This window comes from Robertmurraya kyonggiensis (assembly GCF_005116465.1).
Taxonomy (GTDB): domain Bacteria; phylum Bacillota; class Bacilli; order Bacillales; family Cytobacillaceae; genus Robertmurraya; species Robertmurraya kyonggiensis.
Genome location: NZ_SWBM01000010.1, coordinates 1 through 25,447, shown reverse-complemented (window position 1 = coordinate 25,447; position 25,447 = coordinate 1). Strand labels below are relative to the sequence as shown.

Here is a 25,447-nt window from a genome sequence, read left to right as displayed (position 1 = left end):
TATTTCACGTACAATTTATTTATTCTTTTGAACCGACAATTTCAGATTCAAATTCTTCTTGGATTGGAGCAACTGTTAAGGATTCTGCTTGTTGTTCTTCATCATCCTCTAAGTCGCGCATTTCGATTTCTTTTTCATCGCCAGACAGGATTTTAACATCCATACCTAAGCTCTGAAGTTCTTTCATTAATACGCGGAATGATTCAGGAACACCTGGTTCAGGAACATTTTCACCTTTAACGATCGCTTCATATGTTTTCACACGTCCAACAACGTCATCCGACTTTACAGTCAAGATTTCTTGAAGTGTATATGCCGCACCGTAAGCTTCTAATGCCCAAACCTCCATCTCACCAAATCGCTGACCACCGAACTGCGCTTTACCACCAAGTGGTTGCTGCGTTACAAGTGAGTAAGGACCTGTAGAACGTGCATGGAGTTTATCGTCAACCATGTGCGCAAGCTTGATCATGTACATGACCCCAACAGATACACGGTTATCGAATGGTTCGCCTGAACGTCCATCATATAGAACCGTTTTCGCATCACGTGCCATTCCAGCTTCTTCAATTGTTCCCCAAACATCTTCCTCACGCGCACCGTCAAATACTGGTGATGCAACATGAATGCCTAGTGCTCTAGCTGCCATACCTAAATGAAGCTCTAACACCTGACCGATGTTCATACGAGAAGGAACCCCTAGTGGGTTTAACATGATATCAACTGGTGTACCATCAGGTAAATAAGGCATATCTTCTTCCGGTAATAGACGAGAGATAACCCCTTTGTTACCGTGACGTCCAGCCATCTTATCACCTTCGTGAATTTTACGTTTTTGAACGATATAAACACGAACAAGCTGATTTACACCTGGAGGAAGTTCATCTCCATCTTCACGGTTAAAGACTTTAACATCGTGAACGATACCGCCACCACCATGTGGAACACGTAGAGATGTATCACGTACTTCACGAGCTTTTTCACCAAAGATTGCATGTAAAAGACGCTCTTCAGCTGTTAACTCAGTTACCCCTTTAGGTGTAACCTTACCAACCAGTAAGTCCCCGTCTTTTACTTCCGCACCGATGCGAATAATTCCACGCTCATCAAGATTTCTAAGCGCATCTTCCCCAACGTTCGGAATGTCACGAGTGATCTCTTCTGGTCCTAATTTTGTATCACGAGACTCTGATTCATATTCTTCAATATGAATAGAAGTATAAACATCATCTTTTACAAGTCGTTCACTCATGATGATGGCATCCTCATAGTTGTAACCATCCCATGTCATGAAGGCAACTAGTACGTTACGTCCAAGAGCAAGCTCTCCTAGTTCCATAGATGGACCGTCTGCAAGGATTTCTCCTTTTGTAACACGGTCACCTGTTGCAACGATCGGACGTTGGTTATAACAAGTACCTTGGTTAGAACGGACAAATTTCAACAGCTTGTATTTATCCAGATCACCTTTTACTTCTTTACCGTCCACTTCAGCTACACGACGCACCCAAATTTCACGCGCTTCAACGTGTTCCACGATTCCTTCATGCTTACAGATTACAGCTGCACCAGAGTCTTTACCAGATACATATTCCATACCTGTTCCTACTCTTGGAGCTTCTGGTTGCATTAATGGAACAGCTTGTCGCTGCATGTTTGCACCCATTAGGGCACGGTTGGAGTCATCGTTTTCTAAGAACGGGATACATGCTGTCGCAGCAGATACAACCTGCTTTGGAGATACGTCCATATAGTCAATACGTTCTCTGTTAACAACTGTGTTTTCCCCTCTGAAACGAGAGATGATTTGATCATCTAAGAATGAACCATCGTCACCTAAGCGAGCATTCGCTTGGGCTACAACATAGTTATCTTCTTCGTCAGCAGTTAAATAATCTATTGTGTTTGTTACTTTCCCTGTTTCAGGGTCAACACGACGGTATGGAGTTTCAATAAATCCAAATCGATTTACTTTTGCATAAGAAGATAATGAGTTAATCAATCCAATGTTTGGACCTTCAGGAGTCTCGATTGGACACATACGTCCATAGTGAGAATAGTGTACGTCACGTACCTCCATCCCCGCACGTTCACGCGTTAAACCACCAGGCCCTAAGGCTGAAAGACGGCGCTTATGCGTTAATTCTGCTAAAGGATTCGTTTGATCCATGAACTGAGATAATTGCGAGCTTCCGAAGAACTCTTTAATAGACGCGATCACAGGACGAATGTTAATTAGCTGTTGAGGCGTAATTGTATTCGTGTCTTGGATCGACATTCTTTCACGAACAACACGTTCCATTCTAGAAAGACCGATACGGAATTGGTTTTGCAACAGCTCACCAACAGAACGTAAACGACGGTTACCTAAATGGTCGATGTCATCTGTATCTCCAACACCATGTAGTAAGTTGAAGAAATAACTAATAGACGCAATGATGTCAGCTGGTGAAATGTTTTTAACTGCCTCTTCTACATATGCATTTCCGATGACGTTAATAGCTTTTTCACCATCATCATTTGGAGCGTAAATTTTAATGGATTGTAAAAGAACATCATTTTCCACTACGCCACCAACTGGGCTTTGTGTTTGGAAACCAATATTCTTTTCTAAATGAGGAAGAATACGATCTAATGTACGACGATCTAATAATACTCCCTTTTCGGCAATAATTTCACCTGTTTCAGGATCCACTAGCGTTTCAGCAAGTCGCTGATTAAACAAGCGATTCTTTATATGAAGCTTTTTATTGATCTTGTATCGACCTACATTAGCTAAATCATAACGTTTTGGATCAAAAAATCTTGAAACCAAGAGGCTTTTCGCGTTTTCTACAGTTGGTGGTTCACCTGGGCGTAGACGCTCATAGATTTCTAATAGTGCTTTGTCAGTGCCTTCTGTATTGTCTTTTTCAAGAGTATTACGAAGATATTCGTTTTCACCGATTAAATCAATAATCTCTTGATCAGAACCAAATCCAAGAGCACGCAAAAGAACCGTAACAGGTAACTTCCTTGTACGATCTATTCTGACGTAAACAACATCTTTGACATCCGTTTCGTACTCTAACCAAGCACCACGGTTCGGTATTACTGTAGCAGTAAAGCCCTTCTTGCCGTTTTTATCAAGTTTTCCGCTATAGTACACACTTGGTGAACGTACTAATTGGGATACGATAACGCGCTCTGCGCCATTGATGACAAAAGTACCAGTCTCTGTCATTAATGGGAAATCACCCATGAAGACATCCTGATCTTTCACTTCACCAGTTTCTTTGTTAACAAGACGAACTTTTACACGTAATGGTGCAGAGTATGTAACATCTCGTTCTTTTGATTCCGCAACGGAATATTTTGGTTCGCCTAGGCTGTAATCAATAAATTCAAGTGATAAATTACCTGTGAAGTCCTCGATTGGTGAAATATCTTGGAACATTTCACGTAATCCCTCATCAAGAAACCATTGATATGAAGAGGTTTGGATTTCAATAAGATTTGGTAATTCTAAAACTTCACTGATTCGTGCGTAACTTCTCCGCCTACGGTGTCGTCCATACTGAACTAGTTGACCTGTCAACTGATTCACCCCTCAAATCAAGCGTTATAGTGCATCTATTGCCAGTCTCATAAAACAAAAGGCGCCTTGATTGGCTAAAACAATCCAAAAGGCCTCGTCTTATAAGACAAAAAGAAAAAGGGTTTTATTCTCAAAAACCACATTTTCCATATTACGAACTATTATTTTGTTAGTTTTTCCCACCCATACCAACTTTATACAATGTTGTTGGAATTAGTATGTGGACCAGATCATATTATGTTGGCATTGTATAATGTTAACATAGTGAAAATGTCAAGTCAAATATTTTTTCGCACGTAAAATAAAATATCCTTTTTTCTTTTCAACCGTCTCTACACCGCCAAATAACTCAGTAATTTTCTCGATCGCTGAAGGTGCTCCCTGTTTTTTTTGAATGACAACCCAAAGCTCCCCTTGATCTTTTAGATAAGAAAAGCTTTGTTCAAAAATTTGATGAACAACCTTTTTGCCAGCGCGTATTGGAGGATTCGTTAAAATCGCAGCAAACTCTTTATGTTTTACCTGATCGAGACAATTACTTTCATAAATAGAAACATCGGAAATGTTATTGAGCTCAGCATTTTCTTTTGCTAGCGAAAGTGCACGTTCATTCACATCGACCATATGTACATCACGGCCTGTATCCTTCGCGATCGAAAGTCCAATCGGGCCGTACCCACAACCGACATCCAATAGATCTCCTTCGACTTCTGGTACCTCGAATGTCTCAACTAATAATCGAGAGCCAAAATCGACTTCTCTTTTCGAGAACACCCCGTTATCGGTTTTGAATTTGAGTTTGTGATTTCTTAAAGTAAAATCCCAATAAGTTGGATTACTTTCTACCTTTTGTTCTCGAGAATAGTAATGTTCAGACATTTTTTCACCTCAACCTTTAAGGTCCTCCATACAAATGACCCTGAATCTAATAATAAAAAAAGCAAACACAAAATGCAAAAAAAGCTCGCCATAATAGCGAGCTTTTTCATATCAAACAGAAATTACTTAACTTCTACGTTAGCGCCAACTTCTTCAAGCTTAGCTTTGATTTCTTCAGCTTCTTCTTTAGAAGCTCCTTCTTTAAGTGCTTTTGGAGTGTTATCAACAAGTTCTTTTGCTTCTTTAAGTCCAAGACCTGTGATTTCACGAACAACCTTGATAACTTTGATTTTTTGATCTCCAGCAGAAGCTAAGATTACATCAAAATCAGTTTTTTCTTCAGCAGCAGCACCAGCAGCAGCTCCAACTACAGCTACAGGAGCAGCAGCAGTTACACCAAATTCTTCTTCAATAGCTTTTACTAAGTCGTTTAATTCTAAAACAGTCATATTTTTAACTGCTTCAATGATTTGTTCTTTAGTCATGATTATTTTCCTCCTTGGAATAATAGTTTTATTTTAATAAACCGAAGATAATGCTAGCTTACGCGCCTTGTTCTTCTTTTTGATCTGCAACTGCTTTTGTAGCAAGAGCAAGGTTGCGGATAGGTGCTTGAAGCACGCTGAGTAACATAGATAGTAAACCTTCGCGAGATGGTAGATCCGCAAGAGCTTTAATATCTTCAACTGAAGCGATGTTTCCTTCGATAACACCTGCTTTAATTTCAAGAGCTTCATGCTTTTTAGCAAAATCGCTCAAGATTTTTGCTGGTGCAACAACATCTTCTGCACTGAACGCGATTGCGTTTGGTCCAGTAAGAACCTCATTCAATCCTGTAAGTTCAGTAGCTTCTGTAGCACGACGAGTTAAAGTGTTTTTGTAAACCTTGAACTCAACGCCAGCTTCACGAAGTTGTTTACGAAGTTCAGTAACTTCACCAACGTTTAAACCACGGTAGTCAACAACAACTGTTGATACACTTGATTTTAGTTTGTCAGCAATTTCGTCTACGATTAATTTCTTTTGATCGATAGCGTTGCTCATCTTTACACCTCCTGTAGATTTTCTACATTCATACCGATGCATATAAAAACCTCCACATCTTTACAGACATGGAGGAAGTATACAATAGTCAAAATACAACTAAATCATTCTATCGTATGACCTCGGCAGGAAAATTAAGCGAATTCGCTCCTGCTGTCTGCGGTACAAATGTTATTTATTTTTCACAACAGAATTTATATTATCAAATATAATTCTGACTGTCAATTGTTAAATTATTACTTCGCTGAAACTGAAGAAGGGTCAACCTTAACTCCAGGTCCCATTGTAGTAGTAACTGTTACGTTTTTCATGTAAGTGCCTTTTGCAGCAGCTGGCTTAACTTTCATTAAAGTATCGAAAATAGTGTTGAAGTTTTCAACAAGCTTTTCATTTTCAAATGATACTTTACCGATTGGTACATGAATGTTACCAGACTTATCAACGCGGTATTCAACTTTACCAGCTTTGATTTCGTTAACTGCTTTCGTCACATCAAAAGTAACTGTTCCAGTTTTAGGGTTTGGCATTAAACCTTTAGGTCCTAATACACGACCAAGCTTACCAACTTCACCCATCATGTCTGGAGTAGCAACGATAACATCGAACTCGAACCAACCTTGGTTGATTTTAGTGATGAATTCTGCATCTCCTACATAATCAGCGCCAGCAGCTTCTGCTTCTTTCACTTTTTCACCTTTAGCAAATACTAATACACGTTGAGTTTTACCAGTTCCATTTGGAAGTACAACTGCTCCACGGATTTGTTGGTCAGCTTTCTTAGGATCTACTCCTAGACGGAATGCTGCTTCAACTGTTGCATCAAATTTAGTAAAGTTTGTTTTCTTAGCAAGATCAATTGCTTCTGCTGCAGGATAAGCTTTTAAACGATCTACAAGCTTTGCAGCTTCTACATACTTCTTACCTTTTTTAGCCATTTTAAATTTCCTCCTTGAATTGTGGTTTTAGCGGATAACCTCCCACTTCGAAAAGCACAAGCGCCTTGTCCATGGACGACAAGCATAAGGCGAGCTGACTAGGAGGTTGTTCTTTAACCTCTTGGTCGGATTGACTTATGACCTCGAGCCCATAGGCGCTGGAGCTAGACACGAAAAGCGACAACCCACAAGTGTGGTACTTGGCACTTCAAAAGCATCGTTCAAAACAGAACTAGCTTTTTTAACAGAACAAAGGTTGCGAGTGAAACCAAATTCAACGTCGCAACCCTTTAATCAACTAATTCGTAATCGTAAGATTACGAACATAAAACATAAGCATGAATTAGTCTTCGATAACGATACCCATGCTGCGTGCAGTACCTTCAACCATGCGCATAGCTGCTTCAACGCTAGCTGCATTTAGGTCAGGCATTTTTGATTCAGCAATCTCGCGTACTTTATCACGCTTAACTGTTGCTACTTTATTACGGTTTGGTTCACCAGAACCAGACTCGATTCCAGCTGCTTTCTTAAGTAGAACTGCAGCAGGTGGAGTTTTCGTAATAAATGTAAATGAACGGTCTTCAAACACCGTAATTTCAACAGGTATGATTAAACCAGCTTGTTCAGCTGTACGAGCGTTAAACTCTTTACAGAATCCCATGATGTTAACACCGGCTTGACCTAATGCAGGACCAACTGGTGGAGCTGGATTAGCTTTAGCTGCAGGGATTTGTAATTTTACGACCTTAATTACTTTTTTAGCCACGAGACACACCTCCTTAAAGTCCGTGATGTGGTAATAGGGTTGATTTCCACTTGGTTTTCACCAGAGAAAAACGTCCCTCCCACTCAACTTGTTGTCCTTATATAAAAATAAAGAGCTTGGCAATACTTTGTCTTCTAAAAGACATACTGACCTTTGAAATATTATCACTTTTCCAATTCGATTTCAAGTTTTTTCGGAAATAAATGCAATAATAAGTTTTGGAAATTCACAAGATTATCTAAATTCGCTTCTTACAGCTTATCAATCTGTGTGAATTCTAGTTCTACAGGCGTATCGCGACCAAACATATTAACAAGAACTTTAAGCTTTCCTTTGTCTTTATCAATATCTTCGATAGAGCCTGTAAAGTTCGCAAAAGGACCTTCTTTAACGCGAACTGTTTCCCCTAATTCAAAGTCAATATCAATTCGTTTTTCCTCTACACCTAATGTTTTTAAGATAGAGTTAATTTCTTCCGGTAAAAGCGGCGTTGGTTTTGAGCCTGAGCCTGCTGAGCCTACAAATCCAGTTACCCCTGGAGTGTTACGAACAACATACCAAGAATCATCTGTCATGATAATTTCAACTAGCACATAACCAGGAAACACCTTGCGCTTTACTGTTTTTTTCTTACCATTCTTAATATCAGTTTCTTCTTCCTCTGGTACGATTACACGGAAGATCTTGTCCTGCATGCCCATTGTTTCGACACGCTTTTCTAAGTTCGTCTTCACTTTGTTTTCGTAGCCTGAGTATGTGTGAACTACATACCAATTCTTTTCCATTTGTCAGGACGATTCGTCCTTCCCTCCCTACAATTAAAATACGCATCCAAAATTAGACTTGTCTATTTTTTCCCAAATTAAAAAACCCGTTTCCGGGCTTTTGTATGAATTCCTATCACATTTTCCATTATACCATTAAGACATAGGGGTTATTCAAGGAATTAAACGAATCAATTCAGAAATTCCTAAATCGATAACCGCAAAGAAAATAGTAAAGAATACTACTGTTACTAGAACCGTAACTGTATAGCCAGTTAGCTCTTTCCTTTTAGGCCAGCTAACTTTTCCCATTTCACGGCCGACGTCTTTGAAAAAATTAATGATGCGATGCATGAGTGAGACCTCCAACTTTTAAGGTGCTATATAATAAAGGATTGATATTTTGGCTATTACCAAAATACATTTATGATGTGATATTTTGGCCACAGCCAAAAATCATTATTATTTCGTTTCACGGTGGGTCGTGTGAGCATTACAAGTACTGCAGAACTTCTTTAACTCTAAACGTTCTGATTCCTTTTTGCTTGTCGTTGAGTAGTTTCTAGAACCGCACTCTGCACAGGCCAATGCAACCTTTTTAATCATCAAAGCCACCTACTATTTCCCATTCTATATCTCTAAAACTGTACCATGGACAAGATATAGTGTCAATAAGATTTCAGTAGGAACGACCTAATGCTAAAGTGTTAGTTCGCGAACCTCTAAATATCTTTCTAGCTTTCTTTTTACCCGTTGGAGAGCATTATCAATAGACTTTACATGTCGATTGAGCTCTTCTGATATTTCCTGATAGGATTGTCCGTCCAAATAAAGCGCCAAAACCTTCCGTTCGAGATCACTCAAAAGCTCGGACATTTTGACTTCAATATGGTCAAACTCCTCCTGATTAATGATCAGTTCTTCCGGGTCCATAACCTTCGCTCCAGAAATCACATCCATTAAAGTCCTATCGGATTCTTCATCATAAATCGGCTTGTCCAAAGAAACATAAGAATTTAACGGAATATGCTTCTGCCTCGTGGCTGTTTTAATAGCGGTAATGATCTGCCTTGTAATACACAGTTCTGCAAACGCTTTAAAAGATGCAAGCTTGTCCTCTTTGAAGTCACGAATGGCTTTATATAAACCAATCATGCCTTCTTGGACAATATCTTCCTTGTCTGCACCAATTAAAAAATAGGACCTAGCTTTTGCGCGTACGAAATTACGGTACTTGTGGATCAAGTAATCTAATGCTTCACCAGTACCTTGATGAACCAACTCTACAATTTCTTCATCTTCTAGCTGGATATAATCAACAAAGTTTTCATCGTCTTTTGTTTTGTAGTCAGCACTCACTAGGATCCCCCCGACCGTACAAGCTAGTTAGAAATATTATACAGTAGCCTTTTTTCTGCCGTCAACCAGTCATCGCTCGCCGCGTCGCCATTTTTCAAAAATTTCTGCAACTTCTTGACTAAGAGGAATTCTTGAACTAGGTCCAGTTTGTTGAATTTTTTTCACTTTTCTCTCGATCTTTTTTTCCACTGATTCCATCTCAATTAACAGTTCCCGCGCGGACTTACGCAGGGCACCTTGTCCAAAAATGGCCCATTGCTCGGTGAAGTCAGAAGTTGCAACATGGATTTGTGTTTTGCGGTTATTTAAAGAAATAGCCAACTTCTCAATTCTTTCATCAGCTGTTTCGTTTGTCCGTGTAAAAATAACTTCTACTTTATGGTTACTTAACTTTTTTTCTGTACCTTTTACATATTGGGCATCAAATACGACAATCACCCGATATCCGGAATACGCTTGGTATTCCGCCATTTTTTCAATTAAACGATCTCTTGCTGCAGCTAAATCTTTATTTTTCAACGTTCTTAATTCTGGCCAATCTCCGATTATGTTATAGCCGTCTACAATCAGAATGTCCATTTACTTCACCCAAGTGGGTAACGTTTTCGAAAAACTTCATACATTAGAAGTGCCGCGGCAACAGAAGCATTTAATGAGGTTACCTTCCCTTTCATTGGCAAGCTGATAAGGAAATCACATTTATCACGAATTAATCGTCCCATTCCTTTTCCTTCACTTCCAATTACAAGTCCAAGTGGCATCGTTCCATCAAATTGACGGAAATCTTCTTTTCCCTTTGCATCCGTACCGGCAATCCAAACGCCTCGTTCCTTCAACTTGTCGATTGTTTGGGCCATATTGGTAACCCGGACAACAGGGATGTATTCAATTGCTCCAGTAGAGGCTTTTGCCACAGTAGCCGTAAGTCCCACCGCTCTTCGCTTCGGGATAATAATACCGTGAGCCCCAACCGCATCAGCCGTTCTCATGACAGAGCCTAAATTATGCGGATCCTCAATTTCATCCAATAGAATAAAGAAAGGAGCCTCATTCTTTTTCTCAGCTGCGGCAAATAAATCATCTAACTCTGCATATTGGTAGGCAGCCACTTGGGCGACTACACCTTGATGATTGCCTTCCACTAATCCATCAATTTTTTTCTTCGGTACAAATTGCACCATCACATTTCGTTCTTTCGCTAAACCAATTACTTGCTGCATTTGCCCTTTTTGAGAGCCTTCAGCAATCAGAACCTTATTCACATCTCGATCGGATTTTAACGCTTCGATCACGGGGTTTTTTCCGATGATATAATCCTGACTCAACTTAAACTCCTCCCTTCCTTTTCACTAACCAAATTTAAAGAAAGCAACACTAATTCTTCCAGCCGCTCTTCTCTTTTTAGTAAATATAAATAACCGATTAGGGCTTCAAACGCAGTACCGTACCGATAGGTCTGCACATCCGTGTTTTTTGGTACGGTACCTGATTTCGCATTTCTGCCTCTCATCACTACAGCAACTTCTTCATCTGTTAAAAGTTGTTCATCAAGCATATAGCGAATAATACTTGCTTGCGCCTTTGCAGATACATATTTAGTCGCTTCTTTATGAAGTAGATTCGGTCTCACTTTCCCAGTTTGTAAAAGATGTTCACGAACATACACTTCAAAAACAGCATCACCCATATAGGCTAATGCTAGACTATTTAATTGTTTGACATCTAAATTACTATTGTATTGGAGCATCCGTATTAGCCTCTTTTCCAACGAATGCCTTGAGGCGTATCCTCTAAAATAATATTCATTTCTTTTAGCTGATCACGGATTTGGTCCGCTAATTGGAAATTACGTTCTTTACGTGCTTCAATACGTTTCTGAATCAACGCTTCGATTTCTTCATCAAGAAGTGCTTCATCTTCAAGCGTTAATCCAAGTACTCCAAATAAAGATTTAAACTCAGCCATGAACGCTTCAATCACTTCAACCGCTGTATTCTTCTCGATCAAATAGAGATTCGCAAGCTTAGATAAATCAAACAGAACGGAAATTCCATTGGCTGTATTAAAATCATCATCCATTGCCTCAATAAATTGCTTACGCAGATCTTCGATTTGATCCAACCACATTTGATTATCTTCAGTAAGATTTGTGCTTGCATCCATACGGTGCTTAAGATTTTGATAAGATGTTTTAATACGCTCAAGAGCCGTTTTCGTATTTTCTAAAAGCTCATCTGTGTAGTTAATCGGATTGCGATAATGAACCGAAAGCATGAAAAATCTTAAAACTTGCGGATCATGATGCTTAATGATGTCATGAACAAGGACAAAGTTTCCGAGAGACTTTGACATTTTTTCATTATCAATATTGATATAACCATTATGCATCCAATAACGAGCAAACGCTTTTCCAGTTAAAGCTTCAGATTGAGCAATTTCGTTTTCATGGTGAGGGAACGCCAAATCCTGTCCACCTGCATGAATATCAATCGTATCACCTAAATATTTTCGCGCCATTGCAGAGCATTCAATATGCCATCCTGGGCGGCCTTTGCCCCACGGGCTATCCCAAGCAATTTCTCCAGGCTTTGCCGCTTTCCATAGTGCAAAATCAAGAGCATCCTGCTTTTTCTCTCCAACAGCGATACGTGCACCTACACGTAACTCATCAATGGATTGATGGGAAAGCTTCCCGTACTCCTTGAATTTACGTGTGTGATAGTAAACGTCACCTTCAGATTCGTAGGCAAATCCTTTTTCAATCAACGTGTTAATAAAATCGATAATAATATCCATATTTTCCGTTACACGTGGATGCACATCCGCTTTACGGCATCCTAGTGCATGAACGTCCTCATGATAAGCCTCGATAAAACGGTCCGCGATTTCAGGAACAGTTTCTCCTAATTCATTTGCCACACGAATAAGCTTATCGTCTACATCCGTAAAATTGGAAACATAGTTCACATCATAACCGCGATATTCAAAATATCTTCGAACCGTATCGAAAACGATTGGTGGGCGACCATTTCCGATATGAATATAGTTATAAACAGTTGGACCACACACATACATTTTAACCTTTCCCTCTTCAAGAGGTATGAAGTCTTCCTTTTTTCTTGTTAATGTATTGTAAATTTTGATAGCCATCCTTAAAGGCTCCTTTCACGCTGTAAATCCTTGATTTCTCTTTTTAATTCTAAAATTGTATCCTCTAAAGCCTTAAAACGATCAGCCACTGGATCTGGTAGATCTGAATGGTTTAGATCCTTGTTTAGCTTAATGCCATCCTGAATCACGACTTTTCCTGGAATCCCAACAACCGTTGAATTAGGCGGTACCTCTTTTAGCACAACAGATCCCGCTCCAATCTTAGAGTTTTCTCCAACTGTGATGGAACCTAACACTTTAGCACCCGTAGCAATTAAGGCATTGTCCTTAATCGTTGGATGTCGTTTCCCCTTTTCTTTCCCCGTTCCACCTAACGTGACACCTTGGAAAACGGTGACGTTATTGCCGATTTCGCATGTTTCCCCAATCACAACGCCCATTCCGTGGTCAATGAAAAATCTTCTCCCTATTTTAGCCCCTGGGTGAATTTCAATCCCTGTGAAAAAGCGACTAACTTGTGAAATGACTCGAGCGATAAAATAAAGCTTTCGTTTGTAAAATGCATGTGCAATTCGGTGACTCCAGATCGCATGCAATCCAGAGTAAGTTAAAATTACCTCTAGATATGTTCTTGCAGCAGGATCCTGATCAAAAACTACTTCTATATCTTCTTTTAGCATTTTAAACATTTCTCCATCCCCCTAACGAAAAGCAATATTTTTTCCCCTTCAAAACAGAAAAACGCCCCTGTCAATAATGACAGAGACGCTTATCCCGCGCGGTTCCACTCTGTTTAGGCATACCTGGGTAGCCTCAACTTTACACTGGTAACGGCAGCATCCGCCCTCATCTACTAAAGGTTGACCTTTTTCGAAGAGGGACTCTGAGGCGCATTTCAGAAAACAAGGGGCTTGAACCAATTTTCAGCCAAGGCGAAATCAAAATTTCTACCAAGTTGGTCCTCTCTTTAAAGCATTGCGTTCTTACTTTTCCTCATCAACATTTTTTACATTATCTATTTCTAACTACATTGTGATTCGATTCTGGTATATATACTATATTATATTTTTCTCAATCTGTTAACAAGAATGTACGCTTCTTCCTTATAAAAGCTCTTTTAAGCGTTGAATTACTTTATCACGGCCGAGTAGGGCAATCGCTTTTGGAAGATCTGGTCCATGTGTTTGACCCGTTGTCGCAACACGAATCGGCATGAACAGCTTTTTGCCTTTTTGACCAGTGCTCTTTTGAACAGCCTTAATAGAAGCTTTAACACTTTCTGCATTCAATTCTTCAGACTGCTCCACCTCTTGTAAAAAGGCTGCTAAAACGGCTGGAACATCCTCATCAGCAAGAACTTCTTTCGCTTCCTCGTCTCTCTCTACTTCATCCTTGAAGAATAAACCAGACAGCTCGACAATCTCAGCTCCATAGCTCATTTGCTCTTGGTATAGCGCAATCAAATCTTTTGCCCACTGTAATTCCGCGTCATTCATATCTGCAGAAACACGCCCTGCTTTTACAAGATGTGGCAAGGAAATCTCTACAAGTCTTTCTACATCAATCGTCTTGATGTATTGATTGTTCATCCAAGCTAATTTTTGCTTATCAAACAATGCAGGTGATTTCGATAAACGCTCTGCATCAAAGCTCTTGATTAGCTCTTCCTTCGAATAAATCTCCTCTTCTCCTACAGGAGACCAGCCTAATAGAGCGATAAAGTTGAATAGCGCCTCTGGAAGATAACCTAATTCTTCGTATTGCTCGATAAACTGAATAATTGACTCATCACGTTTACTCAGCTTCTTACGGCTTTCATTCACAATAAGCGTCATGTGACCAAATACTGGCGCTTTCCAGCCAAACGCTTCATAAATCATAAGCTGCTTTGGTGTGTTGGAAATATGATCATCCCCACGAAGAACATGAGAAATCTTCATCAAATAATCATCCACTGTTACAGCAAAATTATAAGTCGGCGTACCGTCTTTTTTAACAATAACAAAATCGCCACCAACACCATCTGATTCAAAGGAAACATGGCCTTTTACCATATCGTCAAACCCATAAACCTTTCCTTCTGGAACAAGGAAACGGATGCTTGGCTGTCTGCCTTCGTTTTCAAATTGTGCTTTCTGTTCTGCAGTTAGATGACGGCATCTACCTGAGTACCCAGCAATTTGCTTGGAATCACTTTGTGCTTCTCTCTCTGCTTCTAGTTCTTCCTCTGTACAATAACATTTATACGCTAGCCCTTTATCAAGAAGCTCTTTGTAATAAGTTTCATAAATATCATTTCGCTCAGATTGACGATATGGACCAAAGCCACCATCCTTATCGATGCTTTCATCCCAATCCATGCCAAGCCATTTTAAATACTTTAACTGGCTTTCTTCTCCACCAGCGATGTTACGCTTTTTATCAGTATCCTCAATACGGATAACAAACGTACCTCCTAGATTTCTAGCAAAAAGATAATTAAATAGTGCCGTACGCGCATTTCCTATATGTAAGTGTCCCGTTGGGCTTGGTGCGTAACGGACACGAATATCGTTTGACATAATGATCCTCCTATATGCATTTGAGATTTATCATACCACGCTAAAAAAGCCAGATCGAGCCTTTATTTCACTTTTTGAAGCAAGACAACCGCTTGAGAGGCAATCCCTTCTCCCCGTCCTGTAAACCCAAGTTTTTCGGTGGTTGTTGCTTTCACATTAATTTGCTCTGGTTCGCACTCTAAAAGTTCAGCAATTCGATTTTTCATTTGCTCAATATAAGGCGCCATTTTAGGCTTCTGAGCAATAATCGTACAATCAGCATTCACAAGCTCATAGCCTTTTTCCTTAATGATACCCCAAATATGTTCTAATAACTTAGCCGAATCTGCATCCTTAAAAGCTGGATCAGTATCAGGAAAATGCCTACCGATATCCCCTTCCCCAATTGCTCCTAAGCAAGCATCTGTGATCGTATGTAAAAGCACATCTGCGTCAGAATGGCCAAGTAATCCTTTTTCATATGGTATTTCAATGCCACCGATAATCAGCGGTCTACCTTCTGTTAATTGATGTACGTCAAAACCCTGTCCAATTCGAAACATCATTTCTCACCTTTCGTCTTTCTTAATATCGCTTCTGCAAAGTACAAGTCTTCCTTTGTAGTCAGCTTTATATTATCATAACTACCTTCTACAATCTTCACTGGATATGGCAGTCTTTCAACAAGGCTCGCTTCATCGGTTCCTAAAAAATCAGTTTCTTGCGCACGCATATGTGCTTCTTTCAAAACGGAAATACGAAAAGCTTGTGGGGTTTGAATTGCCCACAAGCTTGACCTATCCACTGTTTCTACCACTTCGTTGTGATGAACTCTTTTAATCGTATCCTTTACCGGAACGGCAACAACCGCAGCACCATACTCCTTGGCCACTTCCACTAATTCATGAATCAATTTGATATCGATAAAAGGTCTCGCCCCATCGTGTACGAGAATCACATCATCCGTGCCTGCAGCCTCCTCGAGGCCATTATACACACTATGTTGACGTTCTTTCCCACCGTACACAAGCTTAGAAACTTTTTGAATCTTATATTGCTTAAGGAGCTTTCGAAACGACTCTTCATCCTCTGGCGAAATCGCTAATATCATGCCTTCACATTGAGGGTCCTGTTCAAAAACTCTTAATGTATGAATCAATACTGGTACATCATTCAATTCTAATAGAAGCTTATTCTTCCCCGCTCCCATTCTTTTTCCCTGACCAGCTGCAGGAATAATGACTTCATAAGCCATAATTAATCCCCTCTACAGTGCTCTCTCTAATAACTTAGGTTTCGCAAAAATCATTCGACCAGCAGATGTTTGCAATACGCTCGTGACAAGCACTTCGATATGCTTTCCGATATAGTCACGACCACCTTCTACAACAATCATCGTACCGTCATCTAAATAGGCAACCCCTTGATTTTGCTCTTTCCCGTCTTTAATAACTTGTACATGCATTTCTTCACCTGGGAGAACTACAGGCTTCACAGCATTCGCCAAATCATTAATATTAAGGACAGCCACCTTCTGTAATTCACATACTTTATTCAAATTGAAGTCGTTCGTTACAACGACACCATTTGTAATCTTAGCTAACTTCACTAACTTACTATCAACTTCTTGAATCTCTTCAAAATCACCTTCATAAATTTCTACCTTAACAGAAAGCTCTTTTTGAATTCGATTTAAAATATCAAGACCACGTCGACCACGATTTCTCTTCAATGCATCAGAAGAGTCCGCTATATGCTGCAATTCTGCAAGAACAAATTGTGGAATGACAACTGTGCCTTCAAGAAATCCCGTTTGGCAAATATCTGCAATTCTACCATCAATGATGACACTCGTATCCAGAATCTTTAGTACGTTCTTATTCGCTGGTTCCGCTTCTTCTTCAGCAGTCTTCTTCTTATTTCTTGTAAAAAGGGTCATAAGTTCATTACGTTTTTTCAGACCGACCTGTGAGCCTAGGTACCCAAATAATAAGGTTAATAAAATTGGAGCTACTGTGTTCAACACAGGCACTTCAATCATATTTAGGGCAAATCCTACTAAAAAGGCTATCACTAATCCAAGAATTAACCCTACACTACCAAATAAAATATCCGCAATCGGAACCTTTATTAAAGACTCCTCAAACCATTTGACAAAATCAACAACATAATCAACTGCCCAAAAAGTAATAAGATAGAATATAATTGCACCAAGTATGGCAGTCATATAAGTATTATTGAGAAGGGCTACATTTTCTAAATTCATTAAAGTTAATAGATCGCTAATAAGGAATATCCCTAGCGTTCCACCTGTTATAAGGAAGCAAGCTTGTATAATACGCTTTAACATCCCCTTCACCTCCTTCTATTCATTATAAACAAATTCTATAAATTGAAACGTAATATTACAGAGTTTTTTCGGTATTGTTAATAGAGTGAAACACTTTTGTTATATTAGAAAAATGACAAGCTCATTAAACCTATATAAGAATTGTATATTACTCATTAAGCGTAGCACCGTGAAAAAAAAGTGTCAAATGAGATGATTTAACAACAGAGGGATATTCGAACAAAAAACGAACAATTAATAAAATATTCCTAAAATAGTTTGTTTTTTTCATATGTATATATGACTTTTTATCTATTTCGTTCGTTTTTAACAAATTGTCCATCTGTTAAAATCTATTACTTATGGGATAATACCAATTTTTAACATCTAAATTTGTCGATCTGCGAACAATTGCTCCTTAATTAGCTTTAAACCTTCTTTGATTTTTCTTGCCCTTACTTCTCCAATTCCTTCAACTTCATCTAGCTCCTCCACTGAGGCCACCACAATATGACGAAGCTCTTGAAAACGCTCGACGAGATTTTCAATGATCACAGGCGGAAGTCTCGTAATCTTATTGAGCATCCGATACCCTCTTGGGCAGCGAAATTCATCAATATGGACATAGCCTGTAAACCCAAGCAATTTCAGCACAGCTGCATCCTCTAGCATTTCTCCATGGGCCAGCTCCTGCAACCTTTTAAGAGTCTCTCTTGGTTTGATATCCTTTGATGCAGTATAATCTTTAACAACTAATGCCGCTTCTGCTTCAATATCTGTTAAAAGCTCGTTCATTTGCAAGCGTATGAGCCTCCCTTCTGTACCTAATTCATTCAAATAGGTCAGTAGCTCATTCTTAATTCTCAATACCATTTCAAAGCGTCGTATGACTTTAATGATATCGCTATAGGTGACCATCTCTTCAAATTCCAACACACCGAGGTTAGCAATGCTTTGCTCGAGAACAACCTTATACTTTTCCAATGTTTGTAGCGCCTGATTCGCTTTTGCTAAAATGACCCCAATGTCACGCAAAGCATAGCGAAAATTACTTTGATATAACGTAATGACATTTCTTCTCTGTGAAATTGCAATAACAAGCGCCTTTGTTTGTTTTGCGACGCGCTCAGCCGTACGGTGGCGCATCCCAGTTTCCGTTGTGGGAATACTCGGATCAGGTGCAAGCTGTGCGTTCGCAATCAAAATTTTATCTCCGAATTCATTTAAAATAATCGCTCCATCCATTTTGGCCAGTTCATACAAAAAGCTTGGGGAAAAAGAACAATCAATTTGAAAGCCTCCATCAACGATCCCTTTTACTTTTTCATATTCACCAAATACAATTAACCCTCCCGTTTTGGCACGGAGGACATTATCGATTCCTTCTCGAATTGGTGTACCAGGAGCAATCAGTTGAAGTATTTCAGCTACAGTAATTTCGTTTGACTTTTTAGTATCCAAGTTCTGTCCTCCTCTGTTTATAACCTATATAGGGGGAATCCTCTTCTTTAAAGATATGGCAGTATAGGTAAAATATTCAGCGATACGCTATAGTATTCACTATTTTAAGCTTAAGCATAAGAAAAAAATGGACCCTAATCGGCTCCATTTTAAAACGGCATCGAATTAAATACCTTATCAATGACTTCTGATAACGTATTACATGAAATAACTTCAATATCGTTAAAGGCTTTCGGGTTTCGTAAGGCATTGCGAGCGATAAAGACCTTTTTATAGCCCATTCGTTCAATTTCACGAATACGCGGCTCAAGCGTTGGAACCTTTTTCAACTCACCCGTTAACCCAATATCGGCAATAAAGACGACATCATTCGGAATGCCTTTTCCTTTGTAAGAAGAAACGATACTCATTAACACAGCCAGGTTGCTTGATGTTTCTTTTAAACGAATGCCACCCGTTGTCTTAATGACCACGTTTTGTGTGAGCATCTGTAGTCCCGCTCTTTGCTCCAATATCGCCGTTAACGTACTAATCTGATCCTTTCGCATACATTCCCCAATTCGCGAAGGATACGGAGTAAAGGTAGGAGATACCAGACTTTCTACTTCCACAATAATCGGCCTTGTCCCTTCTTTAATGACCGTTAACGCACTTCCGCTAACAATCTCATTTCGTTGGGTAATAAAGAACTCCGATGGGTTATCAATCGCTCTTAAGCCATTCTCCTCCATCGAGAAGAAGCCCATTTCACCTGTACTTCCGTAACGGTTTTTACTAGCAGATAGCTGTTTAAGCTCTTCGCCTTCTTCCCCATCTAAAATAAGTACCGTATCCACCAAATGCTCGAGGGCACGAAGACCTGCTAATTCATTATCCTTCGTCATTTGCCCAACCATCATCACAGCTCTTGGACGCTCAGCACTTTTTGCCACCTTGAGCATCGCATTCGCACATTCCATTGTCTGTGTCGGGCTTCCTGGTCTTGATGGGAATTCATCCAGTACAAAAGTTTGAATACTATCGATAATGATAATGTCTGGATCAATTGTTTCAATAACTCCAAGTACATTATTCATACTCGTATCAGAATGAATCCAAATATTCTCGTGAATACTTGGAAGGATTCGCTCTGCCCTATTCTTGATTTGGCTTTCACTTTCTTCCCCTGATGCATACAGAACTCTAAATCGCTTTGACGCTAAATCCTGACTGACTTGCAGCAGCAAAGTAGACTTCCCCGCTCCTGGCACCGCCGTAATAATCGAGAGTGAATCCTTGACGATTCCCCCGCCCATGACACGATTAAATTCAGAGATAGACGTCACGAGGCGATCGCTTTTTGACGAACTCGTATCCAATAAACGTTTGACCGGTACATTGCTTTTTGCCGCTCTTGGTTTTGTTTGCTTCGATTCGCCCCCGGTGATTTCTTCTTTTAGCGTCCCTCTCTCACCACAGCCATTACAAAATCCTTGCCATTTTGGATGCTGTGTTTCACAGCTTGTACATATATAAACCGTTTTTACTTTTTTCAACTCGATCATCCTCGTCCCAAATTGTCTTACCTCTACCTTATTACAAATGATTTGAAAAAGAAATAAGGTATCCACAGGGAGTTCCTGCGAATACCTCTAATGTATTACTTATTCAATTGTGGGGTTCCTGCTTTCACAGTGAACTCCCCATTCTCCACTTCAATCGTAATCGTTTGACCAGTAAGAACTGTTCCTTTTAGAAGCTCTTCCGATAAGCGATCCTCAATATGCTTTTGAATCGCTCTTCTTAACGGACGCGCTCCATATTCAGGATCATATCCTTCCTCAGCAATTTTCTCAATCGCTGCAGCTGTAAGCCTAAGATCAATATCCTGTTCTTTTAGACGCTTGATAAGAGAATCAGACATTAAGTTAACGATATTCGTTAAGTGCTTCTTCTCTAGCGCATGGAACACGATAATTTCATCAATACGGTTTAAGAATTCTGGACGGAATGCTTTTTTCAGCTCTTCCATTACTTTGCCCTTCATATCCTTGTAATCTTGCTCATTGTCTTGAAGATTAAACCCGACATACTTATTTCGTTTTAGTGATTCTGCTCCCACATTGGACGTCATGATTAACACAGTATTACGGAAATCAACCGTTCTTCCTTTAGAATCTGTTAATCGGCCATCCTCTAATACTTGTAAAAGGATATTAAAGACATCTGGATGGGCCTTCTCAATTTCATCAAGAAGAATAACAGAATACGGTTTTCTTCTAACTTTTTCCGTTAACTGGCCACCTTCATCATAACCTACATAGCCTGGAGGTGAACCAACCAGTCTTGATGTAGAGTGCTTTTCCATATACTCGGACATATCGACGCGAATCATCGCATCCTCATCGCCGAACATCGCTTCTGCTAATGCACGAGCAAGCTCAGTTTTTCCTACCCCAGTAGGGCCCAAGAAGATGAAAGAACCAATTGGTCTCTTTGGATCCTTTAAGCCTGCACGGGCTCTACGAACGGCTTTTGAAATGGCATTGACTGCTTCTTCTTGCCCAATCACACGAGAATGTAAGATTTCTTCAAGGTTAAGGAGCTTTTGTGTTTCGGTCTGTGCTAGCTTCGAAACTGGAATTCCCGTCCAGCTAGAAACAACACTCGCAATATCCTCGACCGTTACTTCTGTATTCTCCTTGCCTTGCTTTTCTTTCCACGATTTCTTCGTTTCTTCTAATTGCTCACGTAAGCGTTGTTCAGAATCTCTTAAGGAAGCCGCCTTTTCAAATTCTTGACTTTGAACTGCCGCATCCTTTTCCTTTCTAACTTCTTCTAACTTCACTTCAAGCTCTTTTAAATTTGGAGGCGTTGTATAAGAACGAAGTCTTACCTTCGAACCAGCCTCATCAATTAAATCAATCGCCTTATCTGGAAGGAAGCGGTCAGAGATATAACGATCCGATAGTTTCACTGCTGCATCAATTGCTTCATCCGTAATGGATACACGATGATGCGCTTCATAACGATCGCGTAACCCTTTTAAAATCTGTACGGATTCTTCAGCTGTCGGTTCATCCACCGTAATTGGCTGGAAACGACGTTCCAACGCTGCATCTTTTTCAATATATTTACGGTACTCATCAAGCGTCGTCGCACCGATACATTGAAGCTCTCCACGAGCAAGAGAAGGTTTTAAGATGTTGGATGCATCAATTGCCCCTTCTGCTCCACCAGCACCTATTAAAGTGTGTAGCTCATCAATGAATAAAATGATATTGCCAGCTTGGCGAATTTCATCCATTACCTTTTTCAAGCGGTCCTCAAACTCACCACGATATTTCGTTCCAGCAACTACTGTTCCCATATCTAACGTCATAACTCTTTTATCACGTAAAATTTCAGGAACTTCATTATGCACAATTTGTTGAGCAAGACCTTCAGCGATCGCTGTTTTCCCTACACCTGGTTCACCAATTAACACCGGATTATTCTTCGTACGGCGACTTAGCACCTCAATTACCCTTTGAATCTCTTTGCTACGACCAATAACCGGGTCAAGACTTCCTTCTCGGGCAATCGCAGTTAAGTCACGTGCAAGACTATCCAGTGTTGGGGTATTTGCACTAACAGCAGAACCGCCTTGATGTCCTCCTGACTCATTGCTTCCTAACAGCTGTAATACTTGTTGACGTGCTTTATTTAAACTTACACCTAAGTTATTTAATACACGAGCGGCTACGCCTTCTCCTTCACGAATCAAGCCAAGTAGAATATGCTCTGTTCCAACATAGGAATGACCTAACTTACGTGCTTCATCCATGGATAGCTCAATAACCTTTTTCGCTCTTGGCGTATAATGAGGAGTTTGTGAAGCATCCTGCCCTCTTCCAATAAGGTTTTCTACCTCTTCCTGGATTTTGTCAGAGCCTAGACCTAATGCATATAGAGCTTTTGCTGCGATGCCTTCTCCTTCTCTAACAAGACCAAGAAGTACATGTTCTGTTCCGATATTGTTATGACCTAAACGATTTGCTTCCTCTTGGGCTAAAGCTAATACTTTCTGCGCTCTTTCTGTAAATCGTCCAAACATCATCTCTATATCCTCCCTATCATGTAAGATTTTTGGCGCTAGCCAAAATATCTTTCCTTTATGATTTTTGGTGACAACCAAAATATCTTTCCTTTATTGTTCCAAGTTCAATCGTTCTCTAATTAAGGAAGCTCTCCGTGCATCCCGTTCATCCGGTCTTAACGGACCTCCTGCATATTGTTGTAAAAAACCTGGTTGCGTAAGTATCATCAATTCATTCAAAATGTTTTTCGAGATATTTTTAATATACCCCATGTCAATCCCAAGCCTTAAATCCGATAAACAATTCGCTGCTTCTTTGCTCTCAATGATACGGCAGTTCGATAAGACACCATAGGATCGAAACACTTTGTCTTCTAATTCTATGTTCGAAGTTTTCGCTAATGCTTCTCTTGCTGATCTTTCCTCAGCAATCAATTGAGCTACTACACTTTCTAAATCTTCGACAATGTCTGTCTCTGATTTTCCTAGCGTAATTTGGTTAGAGATTTGAAAAATGTTCCCTAAAGCCTCGCTGCCCTCTCCATAAATTCCTCTTACGACCAATCCGAGCTGATTAATCGCAGGAACAATGCGACCCATCTGATGAGTTAACACTAGACCTGGAAGATGCATCATCACTGATGCTCGGAGGCCTGTTCCAACATTGGTTGGACAACTGGTCAAATACCCAATGTTCTCATCAAACGCATAATCTACATGCTGTTCGATATGGTCATCGATTTCGTTGGCAACCTTTAAAGCTTCCGCTATTTGCAGTCCTGGGTACAAGCACTGTATGCGAATATGATCCTCTTCGTTGATCATGATACTCACTTCTTCATTTTCAGATAGAATACAAGCACCCAGAATTGAGTTATTCGCGAGATTCGGACTGATCAAATGCTTTTCAACTAACACACGTTTTTGCAATGGCTGTAGTTCATCCATCACCAATAGCTCCAGGCTTCCAATCGTTGAAAAATGTTGACCTTCAACACTTCGATAAACGGATTCAATGATTTTTTGCCCTTCCTCACTTGAAAAAATAATTGGGAATTTGTAATCGCGCACGTTTCGAGCTAAACGAACTCGTGAGCTTAATACGATATCGGAGTCAGGACCCTCTGCACTCATCCAAGAGCTTACAGCTTGATTTAAGAATTTCTCCAACGACATCTTAATTCCCTCCCTCATCGCGTAGATCTAATTGTTTTTCTAGTGAACGAATTTGATCACGAATTTCTGCTGCCTTTTCAAATTCTTCACGCGTGATGAGTTCTTGAATCGATTGTTTGAGGGTTTCGATGTTTTTACGTAAGTGTATTCCTCCACCAATGCGACTTGGTATTTTTCCATTATGTGCCCCGTTTCCGCTATGCAAACGTCTTAAAATAGGATTAATTTGCTCTTTAAATGCTTCATAACAATTTGCACATCCAAATCGCCCTATTTGAATAAATTGCTGATAGGTCATCGAACACGCTTCACATTGCAATGGTTCCTTTTTAATAACAGGAGCTTTTTCAGCTTGCTGAACATGATTGTGAAAATTAAGCAATCCCGCTAACAAATTATTAATCGAGAACGCTGAATTGAGCATAAACGCTTCGCCTTTTTCCTGTGCACAGTGTTGACACAAGTGCATCATCGTTTTTTCCCCATTGTCTATTTTCGTAAAATGTAAAGTTGCAGGTCGCTCATTGCATTCCTGACAAAGCATCGTATTTCACCTCTTTGGCAGCCTTTGACTTATTTGTATTTTAGAGTCGTGAGCATGGCCTTTAGTATTCTGGCACGTAGCTCATCCCGATAAGGTAGATCGATATATAATACGGAGCGATCCATAACGCTAAGCATTATTTTGGCTTCTCTTTTTGAAATAATCTCTTCTTCAACAAGTCGGTATATCACATTTTCTGCACTATTTTGAGAGATTCGGTTTTCAATTAACGATATCAATTGGTCAATTAAGTCTACATAATCATAAGCTTGAACTCTCATGATTCGAATATAGCCGCCTCCACCTCGCTTACTCTCAACGATATAGCCTTTTTCTATTGTGAATCGAGTATTGATTACGTAATTGATTTGAGATGGCACACATTGAAATCGGTCCGCAATTTCACTTCTTTTAATCTCAACGATCTCTTTTTCACTCATTTCCAATACTTGCTTTAAGTATTGTTCAATGACGTCGGAGATGTTCCTCACCAAATCCCCTCCTATCTGACTTTGACTATCTTTGACTTTTATTATACATGAGGCATACATTATTTTGCAACGGAGGAAACTTCACAATATCGTATTCATGATGTCTAATTTGAGTTTTAATGGAAATCATTTGAAAGGAAAATTTAATATATTTTTCTAAAAATAACATACTCTATTAATTTCTCCACTTTTAACTGTTCTCAAACCTGAATGGGTGAAATGAAAGGAGGGTAACTAAGAGGATTTTGGGGATCAAAAAAAGAGTATCTCTTGGATACTCTTTCGCTTTTGCCCGGCAACGTCCTACTCTCACAAGGGGACAGCCCCTAACTACCATCGGCGCTGAGAAGCTTAACTTCCGTGTTCGGTATGGGAACGGGTGTGACCTTCTCGCCATCGCCACCGGACTAT

25 protein-coding genes, 1 rRNA gene and 2 other annotated features are annotated in these 25,447 nt (G+C 39.8%); all 26 genes read right to left on the bottom strand.

What is annotated here, in order from left to right; translation table 11 throughout:
- Positions 1 to 19: 19 nt before the first annotated feature.
- Positions 20 to 3,577, bottom strand: coding sequence for a DNA-directed RNA polymerase subunit beta (gene rpoB / locus FA727_RS22210; RefSeq protein ID WP_136833671.1), 3,558 nt, complete (start codon positions 3,575 to 3,577; stop codon positions 20 to 22).
- A gap of 273 nt (positions 3,578 to 3,850) precedes the next feature.
- Positions 3,851 to 4,456, bottom strand: a complete 606-nt coding sequence (locus FA727_RS22205; RefSeq protein ID WP_136833670.1) for a class I SAM-dependent methyltransferase — start codon at positions 4,454 to 4,456, stop codon at positions 3,851 to 3,853.
- A 122-nt stretch (positions 4,457 to 4,578) separates the two neighbouring features.
- Complete coding sequence (gene rplL, locus FA727_RS22200; protein ID WP_126410582.1) at positions 4,579 to 4,941, bottom strand: 50S ribosomal protein L7/L12; 363 nt, start codon at positions 4,939 to 4,941, stop codon at positions 4,579 to 4,581.
- 58 nt (positions 4,942 to 4,999) lie between these two features.
- Positions 5,000 to 5,500, bottom strand: a complete 501-nt coding sequence (rplJ, locus tag FA727_RS22195; RefSeq protein WP_136833669.1) for a 50S ribosomal protein L10 — start codon at positions 5,498 to 5,500, stop codon at positions 5,000 to 5,002.
- Positions 5,501 to 5,534: 34 nt separating this feature from the next.
- Positions 5,535 to 5,681, bottom strand: a sequence feature (ribosomal protein L10 leader region).
- Positions 5,682 to 5,736: 55 nt separating this feature from the next.
- Positions 5,737 to 6,435 carry a 50S ribosomal protein L1 gene (rplA, locus tag FA727_RS22190; protein ID WP_126410580.1) on the bottom strand — a complete coding sequence of 233 codons (699 nt, stop codon included), beginning with the start codon at positions 6,433 to 6,435 and terminating at the stop codon, positions 5,737 to 5,739.
- A 343-nt stretch (positions 6,436 to 6,778) separates the two neighbouring features.
- On the bottom strand, positions 6,779 to 7,204 hold the full coding sequence (rplK, locus tag FA727_RS22185; RefSeq protein ID WP_019157072.1) for a 50S ribosomal protein L11: 426 nt from the start codon (positions 7,202 to 7,204) through the stop codon (positions 6,779 to 6,781).
- 251 nt (positions 7,205 to 7,455) lie between these two features.
- Positions 7,456 to 7,989 (bottom strand): transcription termination/antitermination protein NusG, encoded by a 534-nt coding sequence (gene nusG, locus FA727_RS22180; RefSeq protein ID WP_136833668.1) that lies wholly within the window; start codon positions 7,987 to 7,989, stop codon positions 7,456 to 7,458.
- Between the two features lie 153 nt (positions 7,990 to 8,142).
- Positions 8,143 to 8,322: a preprotein translocase subunit SecE gene (secE, locus tag FA727_RS22175; protein WP_136833667.1), complete on the bottom strand. Its 180-nt coding sequence runs from the start codon at positions 8,320 to 8,322 to the stop codon at positions 8,143 to 8,145.
- A gap of 108 nt (positions 8,323 to 8,430) precedes the next feature.
- Positions 8,431 to 8,574: a 50S ribosomal protein L33 gene (gene rpmG, locus FA727_RS22170; RefSeq protein WP_136833666.1), complete on the bottom strand. Its 144-nt coding sequence runs from the start codon at positions 8,572 to 8,574 to the stop codon at positions 8,431 to 8,433.
- 93 nt (positions 8,575 to 8,667) lie between these two features.
- Complete coding sequence (gene sigH, locus FA727_RS22165) at positions 8,668 to 9,327, bottom strand: RNA polymerase sporulation sigma factor SigH (protein ID WP_136833665.1); 660 nt, start codon at positions 9,325 to 9,327, stop codon at positions 8,668 to 8,670.
- Positions 9,328 to 9,396: 69 nt separating this feature from the next.
- Positions 9,397 to 9,906 carry an NYN domain-containing protein gene (locus FA727_RS22160; protein WP_136833664.1) on the bottom strand — a complete coding sequence of 170 codons (510 nt, stop codon included), beginning with the start codon at positions 9,904 to 9,906 and terminating at the stop codon, positions 9,397 to 9,399.
- Positions 9,907 to 9,911: 5 nt separating this feature from the next.
- Complete coding sequence (gene rlmB / locus FA727_RS22155; protein WP_136833663.1) at positions 9,912 to 10,652, bottom strand: 23S rRNA (guanosine(2251)-2'-O)-methyltransferase RlmB; 741 nt, start codon at positions 10,650 to 10,652, stop codon at positions 9,912 to 9,914.
- Positions 10,649 to 11,074: a Mini-ribonuclease 3 gene (locus FA727_RS22150; RefSeq protein ID WP_136833662.1), complete on the bottom strand. Its 426-nt coding sequence runs from the start codon at positions 11,072 to 11,074 to the stop codon at positions 10,649 to 10,651. Before FA727_RS22150 ends, rlmB begins: the two co-directional genes overlap by 4 nt.
- 5 nt (positions 11,075 to 11,079) lie before the next feature.
- Entirely contained in the window at positions 11,080 to 12,477 is a 1,398-nt protein-coding gene (gene cysS / locus FA727_RS22145) for a cysteine--tRNA ligase (protein WP_136833661.1), read from the bottom strand.
- Positions 12,478 to 12,479: 2 nt separating this feature from the next.
- Entirely contained in the window at positions 12,480 to 13,127 is a 648-nt protein-coding gene (gene cysE, locus FA727_RS22140) for a serine O-acetyltransferase (RefSeq protein ID WP_136833660.1), read from the bottom strand.
- A gap of 69 nt (positions 13,128 to 13,196) precedes the next feature.
- Positions 13,197 to 13,447 (bottom strand) — a binding site (T-box leader).
- A gap of 94 nt (positions 13,448 to 13,541) precedes the next feature.
- On the bottom strand, positions 13,542 to 14,999 hold the full coding sequence (gltX, locus tag FA727_RS22135) for a glutamate--tRNA ligase (protein WP_136833659.1): 1,458 nt from the start codon (positions 14,997 to 14,999) through the stop codon (positions 13,542 to 13,544).
- Positions 15,000 to 15,061: 62 nt separating this feature from the next.
- Positions 15,062 to 15,541, bottom strand: coding sequence for a 2-C-methyl-D-erythritol 2,4-cyclodiphosphate synthase (ispF, locus tag FA727_RS22130; protein ID WP_136833658.1), 480 nt, complete (start codon positions 15,539 to 15,541; stop codon positions 15,062 to 15,064).
- Complete coding sequence (gene ispD, locus FA727_RS22125) at positions 15,541 to 16,233, bottom strand: 2-C-methyl-D-erythritol 4-phosphate cytidylyltransferase (protein WP_136833657.1); 693 nt, start codon at positions 16,231 to 16,233, stop codon at positions 15,541 to 15,543. The genes ispF and ispD overlap by 1 nt, the downstream gene beginning before the upstream one ends.
- Before the next feature lie 12 nt (positions 16,234 to 16,245).
- Positions 16,246 to 17,328: a PIN/TRAM domain-containing protein gene (locus FA727_RS22120; protein WP_136833656.1), complete on the bottom strand. Its 1,083-nt coding sequence runs from the start codon at positions 17,326 to 17,328 to the stop codon at positions 16,246 to 16,248.
- A gap of 366 nt (positions 17,329 to 17,694) precedes the next feature.
- Entirely contained in the window at positions 17,695 to 18,768 is a 1,074-nt protein-coding gene (disA, locus tag FA727_RS22115; RefSeq protein ID WP_136833655.1) for a DNA integrity scanning diadenylate cyclase DisA, read from the bottom strand.
- A gap of 149 nt (positions 18,769 to 18,917) precedes the next feature.
- Entirely contained in the window at positions 18,918 to 20,312 is a 1,395-nt protein-coding gene (radA, locus tag FA727_RS22110) for a DNA repair protein RadA (protein WP_246042019.1), read from the bottom strand.
- A gap of 95 nt (positions 20,313 to 20,407) precedes the next feature.
- Positions 20,408 to 22,846: an ATP-dependent protease ATP-binding subunit ClpC gene (clpC, locus tag FA727_RS22105; RefSeq protein WP_136833653.1), complete on the bottom strand. Its 2,439-nt coding sequence runs from the start codon at positions 22,844 to 22,846 to the stop codon at positions 20,408 to 20,410.
- A gap of 90 nt (positions 22,847 to 22,936) precedes the next feature.
- On the bottom strand, positions 22,937 to 24,001 hold the full coding sequence (mcsB, locus tag FA727_RS22100) for a protein-arginine kinase McsB (protein WP_136833652.1): 1,065 nt from the start codon (positions 23,999 to 24,001) through the stop codon (positions 22,937 to 22,939).
- A gap of 1 nt (position 24,002) precedes the next feature.
- On the bottom strand, positions 24,003 to 24,545 hold the full coding sequence (gene mcsA / locus FA727_RS22095) for a protein-arginine kinase activator protein McsA (protein ID WP_136833651.1): 543 nt from the start codon (positions 24,543 to 24,545) through the stop codon (positions 24,003 to 24,005).
- A 29-nt stretch (positions 24,546 to 24,574) separates the two neighbouring features.
- Positions 24,575 to 25,036 carry a CtsR family transcriptional regulator gene (locus FA727_RS22090; protein WP_136833650.1) on the bottom strand — a complete coding sequence of 154 codons (462 nt, stop codon included), beginning with the start codon at positions 25,034 to 25,036 and terminating at the stop codon, positions 24,575 to 24,577.
- A 290-nt stretch (positions 25,037 to 25,326) separates the two neighbouring features.
- A 5S ribosomal RNA gene (gene rrf, locus FA727_RS22085) occupies positions 25,327 to 25,443 on the bottom strand.
- Positions 25,444 to 25,447: the final 4 nt, after the last annotated feature.

Excerpts from the sequence above, each read along its gene's own strand:
- cysS (WP_136833661.1), bottom strand. The coding sequence starts at position 12,477 with ATGGCTATCAAAATTTACAATACATTAACAAGAAAAAAGGAAGACTTC.
- rpmG (WP_136833666.1), bottom strand. The coding sequence starts at position 8,574 with ATGATTAAAAAGGTTGCATTGGCCTGTGCAGAGTGCGGTTCTAGAAAC.
- rplL (WP_126410582.1), bottom strand. The coding sequence starts at position 4,941 with ATGACTAAAGAACAAATCATTGAAGCAGTTAAAAATATGACTGTTTTA.
- ispD (WP_136833657.1), bottom strand. The coding sequence starts at position 16,233 with ATGGCTTATGAAGTCATTATTCCTGCAGCTGGTCAGGGAAAAAGAATG.
- FA727_RS22120 (WP_136833656.1), bottom strand. The coding sequence starts at position 17,328 with ATGTTAAAGCGTATTATACAAGCTTGCTTCCTTATAACAGGTGGAACG.
- FA727_RS22160 (WP_136833664.1), bottom strand. The coding sequence starts at position 9,906 with ATGGACATTCTGATTGTAGACGGCTATAACATAATCGGAGATTGGCCA.
- cysE (WP_136833660.1), bottom strand. The coding sequence starts at position 13,127 with ATGTTTAAAATGCTAAAAGAAGATATAGAAGTAGTTTTTGATCAGGAT.
- secE (WP_136833667.1), bottom strand. The coding sequence starts at position 8,322 with ATGCATCGCATCATTAATTTTTTCAAAGACGTCGGCCGTGAAATGGGA.
- mcsB (WP_136833652.1), bottom strand. The coding sequence starts at position 24,001 with ATGTCGTTGGAGAAATTCTTAAATCAAGCTGTAAGCTCTTGGATGAGT.
- FA727_RS22205 (WP_136833670.1), bottom strand. The coding sequence starts at position 4,456 with ATGTCTGAACATTACTATTCTCGAGAACAAAAGGTAGAAAGTAATCCA.
- nusG (WP_136833668.1), bottom strand. The coding sequence starts at position 7,989 with ATGGAAAAGAATTGGTATGTAGTTCACACATACTCAGGCTACGAAAAC.
- clpC (WP_136833653.1), bottom strand. The coding sequence starts at position 22,846 with ATGATGTTTGGACGATTTACAGAAAGAGCGCAGAAAGTATTAGCTTTA.
- rplA (WP_126410580.1), bottom strand. The coding sequence starts at position 6,435 with ATGGCTAAAAAAGGTAAGAAGTATGTAGAAGCTGCAAAGCTTGTAGAT.
- FA727_RS22150 (WP_136833662.1), bottom strand. The coding sequence starts at position 11,074 with ATGCTCCAATACAATAGTAATTTAGATGTCAAACAATTAAATAGTCTA.
- gltX (WP_136833659.1), bottom strand. The coding sequence starts at position 14,999 with ATGTCAAACGATATTCGTGTCCGTTACGCACCAAGCCCAACGGGACAC.
- ispF (WP_136833658.1), bottom strand. The coding sequence starts at position 15,541 with ATGTTTCGAATTGGACAGGGTTTTGACGTACATCAATTAACAGAAGGT.
- radA (WP_246042019.1), bottom strand. The coding sequence starts at position 20,312 with ATGATCGAGTTGAAAAAAGTAAAAACGGTTTATATATGTACAAGCTGT.
- mcsA (WP_136833651.1), bottom strand. The coding sequence starts at position 24,545 with ATGCTTTGTCAGGAATGCAATGAGCGACCTGCAACTTTACATTTTACG.
- rplJ (WP_136833669.1), bottom strand. The coding sequence starts at position 5,500 with ATGAGCAACGCTATCGATCAAAAGAAATTAATCGTAGACGAAATTGCT.